This window comes from Mucilaginibacter galii (assembly GCF_014635825.1).
GTDB lineage: Bacteria > Bacteroidota > Bacteroidia > Sphingobacteriales > Sphingobacteriaceae > Mucilaginibacter > Mucilaginibacter galii.
In genome coordinates this window covers 86,417-103,208 of sequence record NZ_BMDO01000004.1, presented here as the reverse complement: position 1 = coordinate 103,208, position 16,792 = coordinate 86,417, and the positions used below count along the sequence as shown (strand labels likewise).

General features: G+C 43.2%; 11 protein-coding genes and 1 pseudogene. 6 read left to right on the top strand and 6 right to left on the bottom strand.

Translation table 11 applies throughout. The features are described from left to right. Window positions 1–116 precede the first annotated feature (116 nt). Together rpoN and IEV61_RS08910 are read left to right on the top strand one after the other, a co-directional pair. Window positions 117–1,592, top strand: coding sequence for an RNA polymerase factor sigma-54 (gene rpoN, locus IEV61_RS08915; RefSeq protein ID WP_188415795.1), 1,476 nt, complete (start codon window positions 117–119; stop codon window positions 1,590–1,592). 319 nt (window positions 1,593–1,911) lie between these two features. Beyond that, on the top strand, window positions 1,912–2,430 hold the full coding sequence (locus IEV61_RS08910; RefSeq protein WP_188415793.1) for a DUF892 family protein: 519 nt from the start codon (window positions 1,912–1,914) through the stop codon (window positions 2,428–2,430). Window positions 2,431–2,487: 57 nt separating this feature from the next. On the opposite strand, the gene IEV61_RS08905 is transcribed toward IEV61_RS08910, so the two are convergent. Continuing rightward, the gene (locus IEV61_RS08905; protein ID WP_188415791.1) at window positions 2,488–2,862 is read right to left on the bottom strand and encodes a YtxH domain-containing protein; all 375 of its coding nucleotides are present in this window, start codon (window positions 2,860–2,862) and stop codon (window positions 2,488–2,490) included. A gap of 143 nt (window positions 2,863–3,005) precedes the next feature. Continuing rightward, a complete protein-coding gene (locus IEV61_RS08900; protein WP_188415789.1) occupies window positions 3,006–4,880 on the bottom strand; it encodes a PAS domain-containing sensor histidine kinase in 1,875 nt (624 codons plus the stop codon). Window positions 4,881–5,145: 265 nt separating this feature from the next. Between IEV61_RS08900 and IEV61_RS08895 the strand changes: the two genes are divergently transcribed. Both IEV61_RS08895 and IEV61_RS08890 read left to right on the top strand, forming a co-directional pair. Next, window positions 5,146–7,377, top strand: coding sequence for an ATP-binding protein (locus IEV61_RS08895; RefSeq protein ID WP_188415787.1), 2,232 nt, complete (start codon window positions 5,146–5,148; stop codon window positions 7,375–7,377). Next, entirely contained in the window at window positions 7,377–7,796 is a 420-nt protein-coding gene (locus IEV61_RS08890) for a response regulator (RefSeq protein WP_188415785.1), read from the top strand. The genes IEV61_RS08895 and IEV61_RS08890 overlap by 1 nt, the downstream gene beginning before the upstream one ends. Window positions 7,797–7,910: 114 nt before the next feature. Here the strand turns inward: IEV61_RS08890 and IEV61_RS08885 are convergent. Continuing rightward, window positions 7,911–8,132, bottom strand: a pseudogene (locus tag IEV61_RS08885) (hypothetical protein); the annotation flags it as partial. Window positions 8,133–8,265: 133 nt separating this feature from the next. Here IEV61_RS08885 and IEV61_RS08880 point away from each other — a divergent pair. Continuing rightward, complete coding sequence (locus IEV61_RS08880; protein ID WP_188415783.1) at window positions 8,266–9,408, top strand: putative sensor domain DACNV-containing protein; 1,143 nt, start codon at window positions 8,266–8,268, stop codon at window positions 9,406–9,408. Between the two features lie 119 nt (window positions 9,409–9,527). Next, window positions 9,528–11,885, top strand: a complete 2,358-nt coding sequence (locus IEV61_RS08875) for a glycoside hydrolase family 127 protein (protein ID WP_188415781.1) — start codon at window positions 9,528–9,530, stop codon at window positions 11,883–11,885. A gap of 60 nt (window positions 11,886–11,945) precedes the next feature. On the opposite strand, the gene IEV61_RS08870 is transcribed toward IEV61_RS08875, so the two are convergent. From IEV61_RS08870 to IEV61_RS08860, 3 genes are all read right to left on the bottom strand, one after another. Beyond that, window positions 11,946–13,349: a glycoside hydrolase family 30 protein gene (locus tag IEV61_RS08870; protein ID WP_188415778.1), complete on the bottom strand. Its 1,404-nt coding sequence runs from the start codon at window positions 13,347–13,349 to the stop codon at window positions 11,946–11,948. Window positions 13,350–13,355: 6 nt separating this feature from the next. After that, on the bottom strand, window positions 13,356–14,816 hold the full coding sequence (locus IEV61_RS08865) for a glycoside hydrolase family 30 protein (protein WP_188415776.1): 1,461 nt from the start codon (window positions 14,814–14,816) through the stop codon (window positions 13,356–13,358). A gap of 89 nt (window positions 14,817–14,905) precedes the next feature. Further along, window positions 14,906–16,774 carry a RagB/SusD family nutrient uptake outer membrane protein gene (locus IEV61_RS08860; protein WP_188415774.1) on the bottom strand — a complete coding sequence of 623 codons (1,869 nt, stop codon included), beginning with the start codon at window positions 16,772–16,774 and terminating at the stop codon, window positions 14,906–14,908. Between the last annotated feature and the right edge of the window lie 18 nt (window positions 16,775–16,792).

Sequence of the window (16,792 nt, the reverse complement as noted above, 5' to 3'; positions counted from 1 at the left end):
TAAAAATTTTTGTTTAGCCAAACAAAAGAACGGCTTTAACATTAACCAATAATCTAACTCAAATTTACTTTTTGTTAATACCGCCTATTCATGTATTTTTGGCGTAGTCTACTCTTATGTTAAAACAGAACCTTCAACAAAAACTTTTACAAAAGCTATCACCTCAGCAAATACAGTTTATAAAGCTGCTACAGGTGCCTACAGTATCGCTTGACACGCGTATTAAGGAGGAGCTGGAAGAAAATCCTGCACTTGAAGACCTGAGCCTCACTAACATGACCGAGCCGGAGGAACAATATCCGGATCGCGACCCGGATGAAGATTATTCATCTGGCAATGAGGAAAGCAATGATTTTGACGAGTTTAATATAGACGATTACCTGCAGGAAGACAATGTAAACGAATACGGCTCACGCTACGACCAAAACGGCGACGATGAGGAAGAGCGTAAAGAAATGCCGATAGCTATTCAGAGTTCTTTTTTTGAAAACTTACAGGCGCAACTTGATCTGTTGCCTTTAGCGGATAAAGACTTTCGTATTGGCCAGCAAATTATTGGTAGTTTAGATGACGATGGTTACCTCCGCAGGCCTATTATGTCGTTAACCGACGATCTGGCCTTTTCGCAGAACGTAATGGCCGAGGATGAAGAGGTGGAAGAAATGCTGAAGGTAATTCAAAGTTTTGACCCCCCGGGAGTGGGTGCACGAACTTTACAGGAATGCCTGCTTATACAGTTACGGCGAAAAGACACCGGCGACCCCATTACTACTAAAGCTATATTGGTAGTTGAACATTACCTCGACGAGTTTACCCGCAAACACTATGATAAGCTGGAAAAATCGTTAAACATGAACTCTATAGAGTTGCGTGGGGTAATTAACGAGATATTAAAGCTGAACCCTAAACCTGGCGACTCTAACGAAGTAAATACAAAACAACACCAGGTAATCCCCGATTTTCACATCAGTAATAACGATGGAGTACTTATATTAACGCTGAACTCTAAAAACGCGCCTGAACTCCGTGTAAGCCGCTCTTACCAGGAAATGTTTGAGCATTACGACAAGGCTTCTCAGCGTGATAAAAAGATGAAAGAGGCGGTGCAATTTGTAAAGCAAAAACTCGATTCGGCGAAATGGTTTATTGATGCCATTAAGCAGCGCCAGCAAACGCTGCTGAAAACCATGAATGCCATTATGCAGTATCAATACGAGTTCTTCCTTACAGGTGATGAAAAGAACCTGCGCCCCATGATATTGAAAGATATAGCCGACCGTATTGGCATGGATATATCAACGGTATCGCGTGTGGCTAACTCTAAATATGTGCAAACTGAATTTGGTACATTCCTGCTAAAATCATTTTTCTCCGAAGCAATTCAAACCGAAAGCGGCGAAGAAGTATCGAACAAAGAGGTTAAAAAGATTCTGGAAGAACACATTGGCGGCGAAGACAAGCGCCATCCGCTGGCAGATGAAAAGCTGACCGAGATCTTAAAGGAACAGGGTTACAACATTGCCCGCCGTACAGTAGCCAAATACCGCGAGCAAATGAACATTCCGGTGGCACGTTTGCGTAAAGAGCTTTAGAAGAGATTGGGTTTTGAAGAGCGAGTTCGGTGTAAAGAGCGGAGACTAACAATGCTTATTTTTCCTTTGCTTTACCGTTGCTAAAATCTCATTTTTTATACTCAAAGCCTTACTGTAATCGCATACATATTAAAAAAAATCAGCCTCTATTTTCAAAAACTTTTCTTTTTTGGCAGCTTGGAAATATAAGTCGGCTAAATTATCCTCTTACATAATTATATTGCAACACAGTTAATTTACGGTTTTTTAAATACAAAATCACTTCTTTATTGTTACAGCATTAATAAGAAAAAAAGCTTAACACTCACCTCACAGACGCATGGATGCAAACTTAATTAACCCCGCAAATTCAGAAGTGATCAAAGAACACTTTGTACACCACCTTAACCGGATTTACTTTGGTAAAAGATATCTTCAAAAACACCTCCCCGATTTAAACAAACTTTCGTCGTTCAAAAAGTTAAAGCAGGGTTTGGACGAAACTTGGGAAGATGTGAATAAGCAGGTTAAGCGTATTGAAAAAATATACGACCTGATTGACGCACAACCTGCCAAAGAAAACTGTGTGCCCATTATAACCGTGTTTAAAGATGCTTTTGAACCGCAGGAATATGGCTTGCAAAGCACGTTATTAAACGATATAGATATTATTCTTTACCTGCAACTTTTAGAGCATATTAACATGACCTCTTACCGCATGCTCAAAATACTGGCGGCAAATATGGGTAAAACCGAAGTTGAGCAATTACTGCTCGAAAGCTTTGACGAATCGAGCGATAACGATAAACTTTTTGTAATGATTGCTGATGAATATGTGCAATTACGGCATAACAACTAGTCATAAAAAAAGCCTTTAGCAACTCACTAAAGGCTTTTTTTATATTATGCTTTTCGCTTATGCGTTTTGAACGGTGCTATTCAAATCATCGGCTTCGCCTTTGAATTTTGATTTACCTTCTTCGTAAGCATCACCTGCGTAAGCTTTAGCCTGGTCAATTTTACCTTCTGCTTCGTCTTTATAGTCAGACAAAGTACCTAATACACCATTAAATTTGGTTTTAGCTTTGTCTACCAAAGTGGTGCTATACTCTTTCACATCGTCGGCAGTAACTTTGGCTTTGTCTTTAGTTTTCTCAACTAAATCGTTCACGTAATCGGCAATGTCTTCTCTAAGCTCAGAGCCACTTTCGGGGGCTAATAATAAACCTATTGCCGCACCTGCTGCAGCACCTACTAAAAGCGCTGCAATAATTTTAGTTTGATCTTTCATATTTTATCTTTTTAGTAGATGATATAATGCTTAACACGAATTGGCCCTTACTGTTTACACATTTTATTAAAATAATTAATTTGAATGGCTTTTAATCAGTAAAGTACAAACATGGCGCTAAAGCATTGTTGGCCTAAAAAAGATCAGTCCTCGAAATTCTGTGGTATGGTAAAATAGAATACCGACCCTTTGTCTTTCTGGCTTTCTACCCAAACGTTACCATCGTGCCGTTTTACAATTTCGGCAGCCACATACAAGCCTATACCAAAACCCGAAAACGTTTGTTCGTTACGCCCTTCAACACGGTAAAAACGGTTGAATATCTTACTTTGCTCGTCGGGGCTTATGCCTATACCATAATCTTGCACGGCTATAACCGCCTCGTTATTATTGATTGATAGGATAACGTCAACCCTGTCGCTCTCAGGAGAATATTTAATGGCATTAGTTAAAAAGTTGGTAATTACCTGGCCAATCCGGTCGCGATCGGCATATATGGTTACCTGCTGTGGGGTACTCATTACAATATCGTGCTGAGTGGCGGTATGCTGTACTTCTTCTACAATTTCTTTGAGCAGGTCATTCAGCACAAATAATTCGCAATTGAGGCTTAAACGGCCTGTTTCCATTTTTGAAACATCGAGCAAGTCGGTTATTAGCCGGGTAAGCTTATTGATCTGCTTATTCACCGTGTTTAAAGATTTCATCAGGAAATCATCATCAGTTTTGTTACGGTAAATAGTTAATAATAACTGTATGTAGGCTTTAATGGAGGTAATAGGTGTTTTAAGCTCATGACTGGCCATGCCAATAAAATCATTCTTAATTTGCTCGTGTTCCTTCATCGCGCTAATATCCATACCCGAACCAATGTAGCCCTCAAACGTACCATCGGCACCAATACACGGAACGCCCTTCATTCCTATCCACCGGTAGCGGTCATCATAACGGCTTTTCATACGATACTCCATATAAAACTCGTGCCGCGCATCAAAAGCTTGCGTATAAGTATCCAATACCCTGTCACGGTCATGTTCGTGCAGCAGATCGCTTTGCAGGTAGCTGCTATCTGATAATAGCTGCATCTCGCTGCCGTAGTGGGTCCAGCTTTTATTTAAGAAAGTAGTATGTTTATTTACCCCGGCCATCCAAATAAGCACCGGTGCCGAATCGGCAATGCTGCGAAAGCGCTCTTCGCTGGCCTTCAGCATCTGCTCTGATTTTTTCCGTTCGGTAATATCCATACACGAGCCTACATAGCCTGCAAACTCGCCGTTAGGTAAATAGCGCGGCTTGCCGGTTGCGGCCACCCACTGTGTTTTACCATCGCTGCGCAGCACCCTAAAGTCTACCTCGTAAGGTGCCCTGTGGTTTACTTCGCGTATATAGCCGCCTATTACACGGTCGCGGTCTTCGGGTTGTACATATTCTATCCAGCCGCGGCCTAAATGAGCCTCGTACGGGCTGCCCGTCCAGTCTATCCAGGTATGGTTAACAAAGGTTATGTTACCACGGGTATCAACCGTCCAGAGGGCGGTGCCGGCAGCATCGGTAATATCTTTAAAAAGCAATTGCTGCTCGGCCAGTTCGCGCCGGGCCTGTACCTTGGCAGTAACATCAAAACCCATTACCATCACCCCTTCAATATCTCCCTGATGGCTGGTATAAGGGGAGTATACAAAATCAAAGAATGCTTCGCTATACTCAGGCTCACTTCCTTTTTTAACATCTACGGCATACTCATAGCTGTGCCTGGTTTTACCGGTATCAAAAACCTGCTCCACCTTTTTATAAAAGCAATGCCCCAACTCGGGCCAGGCTTGGCGCATAGGTATATTAAGCACCTCACGATTTGCCCACAAGCTTTTAAACATGGGGTTTATAAGCTCGCACACCCCTTCACGCCATTTTAAAATAGCCATTAAACTTTGCGTTTGCATAAACAACCGCTTAAGCTGATTATCGGTTTGATAGAAACTACCGGCAGAAAATTCGGGCTCTTCGGTGTCTGGTAACATATGTTGGCTGCTTGTAAACTAATCTCACCATTAAAAAACACAATACCAAAATTAATTTATAATTAACTACCGGTTACAAAAAAAGCATTCGGCAAGCAATTACTCCAACCTCATGAATATTCGCAAACGTTTTAACACTACATTTTTAAAATTAAATAAAGTGATATGTTAATCTATTTAATAATTTTACATTCAAAGTAAAAGATAGGAACCACAAGAAGACGTAGTTATGTACGTTAACAAATCACAATCCTAAGTTATTTAAATGATTGATTATAAGGTAGACTTAACTAACTGCGACCGCGAACCTATACACATTCCCGGAAAGGTTCAATCGCATGGTTTTTTGGTAGCTTTTGATAGCACCGACGTAGTTAGTTACGTTAGTGAGAACGTATTGCAATATCTTAACGTTAAAGCACAAGATGTTTTAGGCAAAACCGTTGCTGAGTTTGAGCCGCTATTACAGCACGCCGAAACGCCAGGTTTCATCAATCATATTTTGCAGTTAGGGCATCACTCCAAGGGTTCTGAAACAATTAATCATTATACCATCGATCTGCGTGAGAAAAGCTTTAACATGATTTTTTCAAAATCCGGTAAACACGCTTTACTCGAATTTGAACCAAATACCTCTGCCAACGACGTTGATTTGCAAAAAACAATAGGCCGCTCGGTTAGCGAAATGCTTTCGGGAAAACAATTGAATGAGTTATTAGATAATGCAGCTCTGCAAATCAAGAGTTTGATAGGTTATGATCGCATTATGATCTACAAGTTTTTAGATGGCGGACATGGAGAGGTAATAGCCGAAGTAAAAGAAGATCATCTCGAGCCTTTTTTAGGCTTACATTACCCCGCCAGCGATATACCGAAGCAAGCACGCGAATTATACAAGGTCAACCTCACCCGGATAATTACTGATGTAAATACTGATGCATCGCCTATTTTAACGCTGGGCACTAATGGCGAGGCCGAACCACTTGATCTTACCCATTCAGAACTAAGGGCTGTATCTCCTATTCATATTCAATATTTAAAGAATATGGGTGTGGCCTCCAGCTTTAGTATCTCTTTACTTTATAAAGATGAGCTATGGGGTTTAATTGCCTGCCATAACTATACACCCCGGTTTATAAATTTCAAGGCACGAGAGGCCTCTAAGTTAATTGGCCAAATCATATCATCGGCTTTAGAGTATAAACAGGATGAAGAAAACGTAGTAAAAAGCCTCAACTATAATGTGGCTTACGATAGCCTTTCGCTTATTTTGCGTAACGGCGGTAACGTAGCCTATGCAATTTCAGGCCATGATACCACCTTGTTAGATATTACCGATGCTACGGGAGCAGCGGTGATTTATGAAGACAAGGTAACCATGTTGGGCAAAACGCCCGGTAAAGAGCAGATAGAGGAATTGGTTAATTGGCTTATTGACCATATGGAAGACCGTATTTTTTACACCCACCAGCTTCCCGAAATATACCAACCGGCGCAGGCTTACAGCGAGTTGGCCAGTGGTGTAATGGTTTGCACCCTATCAAAGGAAATGGGCGAATTTTTGATTTGGTTTAAACCCGAACAAATTGCCACCATAAACTGGGCGGGTAACCCGGATAAGCCCGTTGAAGTTGACAATAACGGCCTGGCCAACTTATCGCCCAGAACATCGTTCGAGGTTTGGTCGCAAACGGTAAAAAACACTTCGGCCCGCTGGAACCGGGAAGAAATCAGCAATGTGCTACGCTTGCGCGAAGAAGTAGTTTATGCCATTAATCGCCAGGCTAATGAGATAAGAACGCTTAATGAGAAACTGAAACAGGCGTACGAAGAGCTGGATACCTTCAGTTTTACCATATCTCACGATTTGCGCACGCCGCTGTCTACCATTAAAAATTATTCAGAGCTTCTGTTAGAATCTAACACCAGTTTAGACGAAGACGCGCGCCGGATATTGAAAAAGGTAATTGGTGGTGCCGATAAGCTTAACTACCTGATCAAAGAAGTATTAAATTACTCAAGGGTTGGTAGAACTGAGGTTATCTACACCGAAATTCCAATGGAGAGCCTCATACATGAGTTGAAAAATGATTTAACTGTAGCTTTTAACACCCACGATTTACAATTTGAGGTAGACAACACACCAGCTGTGTATGGCGATAAAACGATGGTTAGCCAGGTATTTGCGAATGTTATTAACAACGCCATCAAATATTCCAGTAAATCAAATCCTCCTAAAGTAAAAATTGACGGACGAGAGACCAATAGCGAAGTCATTTATACTATTAGCGATAATGGAGTGGGTATTGATTTAAACTACTATGACCGTATATTTGATTTATTTAAACGTATGGATAATGTACGTAAATATGAAGGTACAGGTGTTGGCCTGGCTATAGTAAAACGCATTATTGAGAAACATAATGCTCGTATTTGGGTAGAGAGCGAGCTTGGAGTTGGCACGGTATTTTATATAGCATTTAAAAGAAATATGTAATGGCAGCACCCGATATTTTTTATATTGAAGATAACGAAGACTTTATTGACGTTGTAGAGCGCGCCATAAGCCAGATAGACAATAAGACTATCATGCAAACCATAGATGATGGTGCCCTGGCATTAACAACCCTCAATAGCTTAGCAGAAAACCGTGTTAAACCACGGCTAATATTAATAGACCTGAACTTACCCGGCTTATCTGGCCTCGACCTGCTCAAAAGGATCAAAGAAAACCAGGCGCTGCGCTATGTGCCTACGGTTATGTTTTCAACTTCAGATAACCCCAAGGACATTAAAACATCGCTTGAGTTTGGAGCCAACGCTTACGTAACCAAGCCTATGGGCTATAATAATTTAATTAAATGCTTAAGTGCTGTACACGAGTTTTGGTTGAATACTACTTGCCTGGCCAGTTAAATCTTTTTTTTGCTAAAATTTAATTTTTAAACCGGCATGTATACTGTTTGAGACACAGTTAAGACATTTAGTAGCGTTACAGGCCTTTGACCATTAAATAAGCACAACAAGTCTCTACCCCCCTTCCTGTACTCCATTTACCATACATTGCAGTAACTGTAAAGTTATCAAATCTGAAAGTTTAGTATTTAACGTTCCGGAGGCTTGTATACCATAACCTTCGGCGTTATGCTGAAAGCTAAGCGGATGCTCAAACTCAGAAACCAAATTCCAGTTGGCCTTGGCCGAATACATTACTTGGTGGTAAGTAACCCTACCCGATAAGTTAATCTTATCAGAGACCTGATAGGTACAGAAAAATTAATTTGCTGATCATAAAAATCATTTAAGCGTTATATTAACATCGCAATAGGCTACAACTTTTGTTATGCGGCCGTACATTGTTATCATTGTTCTAAAATAAACCTGTATGTTTTCCGAACCGTCATACCTGGCTGCACGCATGGTGGCCGAAACCATTGAAACTCATTTTGCCGAACATTTGGCTATTGCACGCCAGCTTGGCGAAAAAGATTTGGCTACGGCGCTTAGTTCAAACATTATTGAGGCGGTAATTGATGTGGCATTTTGGGCCAGCTTAAGGCGAGAGGAAGGCCACTCCCCTGCTATTTCCCTGGCATTATTACAACCTTCGCAGGCAGATAAGCCTTTGATTTTTGGCCAACGCTTACGCCTTACCCCGCAAAGTCTGGTTAAGCTTGCCCCTGCGGTTGAACAGCCGGGCATTCACCTTGGTGTTTGGCATGAGGGCGATGAACTTTATATTTGGGGAACCACGCATACCGTTCCGGGCATTTGCTTCGTGCTGGAGGTGGTAGAACCGGGCCTCTTAGTAATTAAACACCGCCGACTGGCCGGCTTCGGTAAATTTGTGAATATTGCCGTGCTGCAGGGGGATCAGATCAAGGTGCTTGACGAAAAATCGATGGGAATAGCTGAGTGCCCGGCGTTGATGGCTTCTTTAGACAGTATGTCGCTCCCCTCTTTTATGGGCGAATCGTTTAACGTGCTTTTACAACTGGCTGCTGCTGTGCGTATACACAAGCGCGGCGGACTGGTGCTTATCGTTCCAAGAAATTCGGAAGAATGGAAAACCTCTATTGTACACCCTGTAAAATACGAGGTTACCCCACCATACACCGTTATTGCCGATTTAATGAACGAAGAGGAACAGGAGCATAAGAAGTTTGAATGGCAGGAATCGCTTTTGCAGGCTATTGATATCATCGGCGGCTTTACTGCTGTAGATGGTGCCACGGTAATTACCCAACAATACGATCTGCTGGCCTTTGGTGCCAAGGTAGCCCGGTCTGACAAGAGCGTGCCTGTTGGGCAGATCATTATTACCGAACCTGTAGCAGGCGTACAAGCCAGCCGCGTACATCCGGCACAAAATGGTGGCACCAGGCATTTAGCGGCCGCACAATTTGTGCATGACCAGCACGATGCCGTGGCATTAGTTGCATCGCAAGACGGACAGTTTACCGTGTTTGCCTGGTCAGAAAAATTAAAGATGGTGCACGCTCACCGCATAGATGTATTGTTGATGTAAATGAATTATTTAATTCGAAATATTGTCGAAAAATATATTTTATGGGTTAAATGGATATTTCAATCGATTTAACTATAATTGTATAATTGACAATTATAAACCACCTATAACTTCTTGTTATGCATTTAAATAAGCTTGGTTGCACACTTGCCTTAGCTTTATCGGCTTTAACCGGTTTTAGCCAGGTAAAACCGCTGGAGGCATTTCCATTATCATCTGTACATTTATTAGAAAGCCCTTTTAAGCAGGCGCAGCAAACCGATATGAAATATATGCTGGCGCTTAACCCCGATCGCTTGCTGGCACCGTATCGTCGTGATGCTGGGATAGAAACATCAACAGCCTCCTACGGCAACTGGGAAAACACCGGGTTAGATGGCCACATTGGCGGACATTACTTGTCAGCGTTGTCGTTAATGTATGCATCAACCGGCAACGCAGTTGTTAAGCAACGACTCGATTATATGATTACCGAACTGCAAAAATGCCAGCAAAAGAACGGTAACGGGTACGTTGGCGGCATCCCGGGTGGCAAGGCCATGTGGAAAGAAATTGAAGCAGGCAATATTAACGCCAATAGCTTTTCGCTTAATGGTAAATGGGTGCCCTTGTATAACATTCATAAGCTGTATTCAGGGCTGTACGATGCCTGGGCGGTTGCAGGGAATGCTACGGCTAAAGATGTACTGATCAAGTTAACCGATTGGTTTATGAATCTGACTGCTAATTTATCTGAAAAGCAGATACAGCAGATGCTACGCAGCGAGCATGGTGGATTAAATGAGGCTTTTGCCAATGTGTACGCCATTACCGGCAATAAAAAATACCTGGAACTGGCACGCAAATTCTCTCACCAGGCCATACTAAACCCGCTATTGCAAGATAAAGATGCGTTGAACGGCATACATGCCAATACGCAAATACCTAAAGTAATTGGCTACGAACGCATCGCCCAACTAAGTGGCGATACATCGTGGAGCAATGCAGCAACTTTCTTCTGGAATACGGTAGTTAACCACCGTACAGTAGCTATTGGCGGTAATAGTGTGCAGGAACATTTCAACCCGGCCAATAATTTCTCGTCGATGATAGAATCGCGCGAGGGACCGGAAACCTGCAACTCCTATAATATGCTCAAACTTACCAAGGAGTTGTTTTTATCGAACCCATCGGGCGCTTATATGGATTATTACGAGCGCACCTTGTATAACCACATTCTTTCTTCGCAACGGCCCGAGGGTGGTTTTGTGTATTTTACCCCTATGCGCCCCGGCCATTACAAAGTTTACTCGCAACCACAGGAAGGTTTTTGGTGTTGCGTAGGCTCCGGGCTGGAAAACCATGGTAAATATGGAGAGCTGATTTACGCTCACCAAAACAAAGATCTTTTCGTTAACCTGTTTATTGCTTCATCGCTTAAGTGGAAAGAAAAAGGCCTTACCCTATTGCAAGAAACAGCATTTCCATACAGCGAAAGTTCTAAAATATCTTTAAAGCTTAATAAGCCAAGCCGCTTTGCTATGCACTTTCGCTATCCTTCATGGGTAGAAAAAGGTAAATTAAAGATCAATGTGAATGGCAAGGATCAACCTATAAAAACAGACTCTGAAGCATACGCAAGTGTAGAACGAACATGGAAAACCGGCGATGTTGTGACCGTAACTTTACCTATGCATACCAGCACCGAGTTTTTGCCCGATGGCTCTAATTGGGTTGCCTTTTTACATGGCCCAATTGTATTGGCCGCCGATATGGGCAAGAAAGACCTTGTAGGATTAAATGCTGATGCCAGCCGCATGGGCCATATTGCTTCGGGTCCGCTTATGCCGCTTGACGAGGCGCCGCTGATCGTTTCTGCCACCAAAAACATGGAGCCGGAAGTAACCCCGGTTTCTACTGCAGCCATGAACTACGGTGCATCCAAATTGATCTATCAGGAAAAATATAAAGATCTAAAACTGGTGCCTTTTTATACCCTGCAAGATACGCGCTATGTAGTATACTGGCCGTTTACCACCACATCAGACTTGCCTAAGATTATTGCAGCAAGAAAAGCGGAAGAAAAAATTAAGCAAGAGCTTGATGCACAAACGGTAGACAGGGTGAGCACCGGCGAACAACAACCCGAATCGGACCATAATTTCAAAGGAGAAAAAACGGAGAATGGCACCTTTGCCGACAGACACTTTAGAAATGCCACGGGTTGGTTTAGCTACGATTTAAAAAATGATGCCGGTAATGCTACCAAACTCAGGGTAATTTACTTTGGCCGCGAAAAGAATAAAAACTTTAATATACTGGTAAATAACGTATTGCTTAAAAACGTTACTCTCGAAGGAACAGGTGAAAATAAATTTGTAGAAGTATTTTATAACCTGCCTGCTGAAGCAATAAAAGCTAAAGTGTTGACCGTAAAATTTGAAGCCGCGCCACAATCGTCGGTAGCTAACGTATACGAAGTAAGGCTAATGAAATAAAGTAACTGTTTGTGCCTGATATAGAATCATATTCAGGCACAAACAGTTAATCAGTTGCAGTTACCAAATATAGGTAGCTACCGATCCGGCTGCTAAACCGGCCTTTGTTGTTGTTCCCTTATATTTAATGTTGAAATTGCTTGCCGCAGTTCCGTTGTTAATTACAATGAGTACCGTTTTACCATCGGGCGTTCTAAAGGCAACGTTTGGCAAATCGGTCAACATATTGGTGGCAATACGTACCGAACCCGGCCTTACAAATTTAGCCGCATGGGCAACCACGTAATAGGCGGGATTGCGCATCACATTGTCTTTATCAATGGTAATACCTCCCATGCATGATGAACAACCGCCCCTATCGGTATGCGGGTTGCTGTTTGCGTCGGCGGCAAGGTTCCATTCAATAACGGTACGGCTCCAGTTACGTGTGGCACCAATGGTAAGTTTGGTAATGTGGCTGGAAATATCTCTTTTGAAATTAGCAGGAGTACCCATCCATTGCTCAGTGAAATAAACGGCTTTATCGGGGTGAGCATTGTGCACCTCGCTTAACGCTTCAATTTTCCCGGCATACAGGTGAAATGCCGACCCTACAATGTACTTCTTAGCATCCGGATCGTTCAGGATGCTGATCGGATACTCAGGCTTATCGCAGTTATGATCGTAAATGATGATCTTGGTCTTCAAACCCGCCGCTTTAAAAGCTGGTCCTAAATTAGCCTTTACAAATTGAGCCTGATCGGGTGCCAGCATTAGCATACTGGGGTTATTGCCCGGGTGCAGAGGTTCGTTTTGTACGGTGATAGCATCTATGGGAATGCCTTCGGCTTCCATCGCCTTAATATATTTAACGAGGTAACGGGCATATACATCGAAGCAATCTGGCTTTAAACTACCACCACGGGTGTCGCCGGTGGTTTTCATCCACACCGGTGCCGACCATGGCGAACCTAATATTTTAATTTTAGGGTTAACTGCCAAGATTTCTTTCAGTACCGGTACTACATCTTTTTTATCGGGCCCTAAGTTGAATTTGGCTAACGTAGGATCGGTTTGCCCGGCAGGCAGATCATCGTACGAAAACACAAACTCGTTAAGGTCTGATGCCCCAATACTCACCCGCAGGTAGCTGATACCTACATTGCGGCCATTGATTGCGAACAATTCCTGAATTAACGCCTTGCGAGCCGCAGGTGTCATTTTCATCATCAGTTGGGCGCTGCCACCTGTTAGGGTAAACCCAAATCCGTCTATGGATTGATAAGTTTGCTTAACATCCACCACAATGGTAGAATCGTTACCAGAATTTTTGCTAAACACCAGCGGTTGTGCTTGTTTTGCAAACAGTGCAGATTGATCGGCATTGGTGAGCCAAACATCGGCCGTACCTTTTTTTTGAGCATATGAAGATGTGATGCTCAAGGCAAGGGTGCCCGTAATCACAATTTTAGAGAGAGTTATCATATTCAATTAGTAGACCATTAAAGTGGCTATAGAGTGTGGTAAGCTTGATACAGCGACGGTTTTGCCCTTGATCCATAAGCTGTAATCAACTTTAGCATCGTTAGGGTTCATGACCACCACTGCAATTTTGCCATCGGGGTTAAGGTAAGCGGTAGTTAACAATTTATCGCGGCTGGAAGAGCTTACAATGCGCTTAGCACCGGGTTTGATGTATTTGGAGAAATGGCCTATGTAATAATATTCGTTGGTGTAGTGCAGACTGCCATTACGGGTGTCGGCATGTATGGGGGCAAAGCAAAAATTACCCACATGGTTTGGGCCGCCCTTTTCGTCCAACAGTATGTTCCAGTCTGTCCAGGCTACGGTGCCGCTGTTGAAATCGTTGATCATAGATAAACCGTACCGCTCGCCCAATGCCCAATCGTCTAAACGGTTGTAGTCAAACTTTTCGATACAGCCTTCGGTGAAAACCAGATTTTTACCAGGAAAAGCCTCATGCGTGCGGCGTGTACTTTCAAACTGCATGCCGCCGCCGGTCCAGGTTTCGTACCAGTGAAAGCCTATCCCCCAAACGTATTTTGCAGCCTCTGGGTCTTCTAAAATGGTGCTGGCGCGCTGGTACATGAGGTCGCGGTTATGATCCCATACAATAAGTTTCTTGTTTGCCAAGCCTTCTTTGCGAAGCGTTGGACCTAAATACTGCTTCACAAAATCGCGCTCTTCTTCGGCTGTATACATGCACGATTCCCACTTTTGTTTAGCCATGGGTTCGTTTTGCACACTCAGGCCCCAAACAGGAATGCCCTCCTTTTCATAAGACTTAATAAATTTAGTGTAGAAAGTTGCCCAGCTTTGGCGATACTCGGCCTTTAGCCTGCCGCCATGCAGCATATCATTGTTATCCTTCATCCAGGCAGGTGGACTCCATGGACTTACAAACAAGTTAAGCTTTCCCCCTGCCGCTTGCTGCGCTTTTTTAATAAACGGAATGCGGTATTTTCTATCGTGACTTATATCGAAACTCTTTAACGTAACATCGTTTGTTGATACATAGCTATAAGTATCGCTCGAAAAATCGCAGCTTTGAATATTGGTGCGGGCAAAGGTGTAACCTATCCCCTTTTCCTTACCGTAATAGGCCGCTAAAAACTCCCGTTGCTTGTCGGCAGGTAATTTGGCAAAGGTTTCGGCCGAGGCATCGGTTAGTGCCCCTCCTATCCCTATCATGGTTTGAAAGGTTTTAGCCGGGTCTACAAATACCACTGTCTCTGTTTCGAGCGGCTGCGCTTTGGGTTGCAGGTTGAGGGTTTCGGTGGATTTAAGACGGTAATCGGTCCCCTTAGCGGTAACATAAACCGTTACATGATTTACGCTTTTAACAGTCGGCTTTTTAGCGGTAGGTTTTACTTGTGCACTTGCCGTTAGCGCACAACCTACTAACAAAGGAACTATAAAATATTTTTTCATCAGGATATAAAGATGCATGCGTGTTACCTAAAAAAACGTATGCAGCCATTACGCTGCATACGTTAAGATAAATTGTGATATGTTTAGAATTATTGAATTTTATCTAATGCCGGAACATTAAGTTCTGCACCTGCATAGCCCTTATTTTGGTTAATGCGGCCGCTGGTATTCAAATCAATGTCATGTTGCGGAATAGGCCATAATACGTGATAAGGGGAAATAGTGTAATGGTTACCCGAGTTAGTTACCACATTAGGATTTTTGTAGAAATCGTTCTTCTCCATGATGCGATCATAAAAGAAGTTGTTGGTAGAGAAACTGGCCATGTTGTACGATTTACCATTGTAAGCCGCAATACCTGTTTGGGCAAATATGTAAGCCATACGTGTAAGCTCGGTTTTACGCGGTTCTTCCCAATACAATTCACGTTGGCGCTCGTCAAGCACGGTTCCAATATTTACAGCACCTGCATCTGTTAAAAGCTGTGCTTGTGCACGTGCTCTTACCATATTAATATCGGCCATAGCCGATGCCGTTTGCCCTTTCCAGATATAGGCTTCGGCGCGCAGCAAATAGGTTTCGGCTAAGCGGAATATATACCAGTCGGTATTGGTACCGCGTGGCGGGCTCCACCATTTATCGCTCGCAAACTGCGAAGAACCGATAAACACTTTATAATGCGGCCAGCTAAACCAGGCACGGATGGTATCTTTGGCACCGTTTAGAAAACGTTGATTAACATTAGCCGGGGTGTATTGCTCCAGCTTCTTACCGTACCAGGTAGGGTCGCTGGTCTTGATAGCTGAGTTATTATACACGAGGTCGGTCATGTTCATCCAGTTACCGGGTGCATGGCGAAGGTCGGTATTATCGGTCCAGATATATTTGGTGGCATAAGGTGTAGGGCGCAAACGGCCAATACCTCTTCCGTATAACAAAGTAAGCGGAAACTCGGCGGTAACAGCATCAGACATACCGGGTTTCAGCGCACCGGGAGTTAAGATGGTACCGTTGTGCCACATAGGGCAGCAGTTACGCATTACTTGTGATCCGCTTGGCGTTGCACCGTCTAAGGTTTCGCGGTCTAAAACTACGTACAGTGCCTCGGTGTTGGTAGCCATGGCCTTGTTTTCCGGGCGATGCATATCCCATATCACGTTTTTCGACGCATCAACGGCATTGACTCCAAAACGGGCTGTCATTAACTTATAAGGACCGTTGATGGCTACGTTACAAGCCGCAATAGCATCATCAAATAAACCCAAGGCTAAATCTACCTTGGCCAGCAGGTGAGCTGCTCCACCTTTGGAAATATCCCCTTTGGCATTGCCATCGGTTAAGTTAGCCACGGCAAATTCCAGGTCTGCTTTCATCTGGCGCAAAATAACCATGCGCTGTGTGCTGAAGTAAGATTTATTGATGGTGCTTTCTTCTTTTAACACCAAAGGCACATCTCCAAACTCATGCACTAAACGATAGTAACGGTAAGCCCGGTGAAAATAAGCTGAAGCTAACACGCTATTACGATCTGCCGGTGAAGACCAGGTAGCATTATCGATACGTGAAATAATAACGTTGGCATCTTTTATTCCTGAATACCAGGCGTACCAGTAACGGCCTATTTTATTATAATCATCACTATCTAAATTGGCTGTAGGCGTAATGCGCACATTTAAATCCTGGGCGGGTGTAGTTTTATCGGTGGTACCGTCAACAGCGGCATCAGTAAAAATTGACTCGCTAAGCAAGGGGGCCGAATCACCAAAGAACTCAAAACGCAAGCTTGGATTTAAGGAAGCCAGCGCGTTTCTGAAAGCTGCCGGTGTAGTTAACGTTACATCAGGGGTAAATTTTGAAGGCGCTTCGGGATATAATTCACTGCGTTTGGTGCAGCCGGAAGCCACAAACACAGCCGTTAATGCCAGGCCGGCTATTATATTTTTATTAACTGTTTTCATAATTACAATCTCTTAATC

Coding starts and splice junctions, on each gene's coding strand:
- rpoN (WP_188415795.1), top strand. CDS start 117: ATGTTAAAACAGAACCTTCAACAAAAACTTTTACAAAAGCTATCACCT.
- IEV61_RS08910 (WP_188415793.1), top strand. CDS start 1,912: ATGGATGCAAACTTAATTAACCCCGCAAATTCAGAAGTGATCAAAGAA.
- IEV61_RS08905 (WP_188415791.1), bottom strand. CDS start 2,862: ATGAAAGATCAAACTAAAATTATTGCAGCGCTTTTAGTAGGTGCTGCA.
- IEV61_RS08900 (WP_188415789.1), bottom strand. CDS start 4,880: ATGTTACCAGACACCGAAGAGCCCGAATTTTCTGCCGGTAGTTTCTAT.
- IEV61_RS08895 (WP_188415787.1), top strand. CDS start 5,146: ATGATTGATTATAAGGTAGACTTAACTAACTGCGACCGCGAACCTATA.
- IEV61_RS08890 (WP_188415785.1), top strand. CDS start 7,377: ATGGCAGCACCCGATATTTTTTATATTGAAGATAACGAAGACTTTATT.
- IEV61_RS08880 (WP_188415783.1), top strand. CDS start 8,266: ATGTTTTCCGAACCGTCATACCTGGCTGCACGCATGGTGGCCGAAACC.
- IEV61_RS08875 (WP_188415781.1), top strand. CDS start 9,528: ATGCATTTAAATAAGCTTGGTTGCACACTTGCCTTAGCTTTATCGGCT.
- IEV61_RS08870 (WP_188415778.1), bottom strand. CDS start 13,349: ATGATAACTCTCTCTAAAATTGTGATTACGGGCACCCTTGCCTTGAGC.
- IEV61_RS08865 (WP_188415776.1), bottom strand. CDS start 14,816: ATGAAAAAATATTTTATAGTTCCTTTGTTAGTAGGTTGTGCGCTAACG.
- IEV61_RS08860 (WP_188415774.1), bottom strand. CDS start 16,774: ATGAAAACAGTTAATAAAAATATAATAGCCGGCCTGGCATTAACGGCT.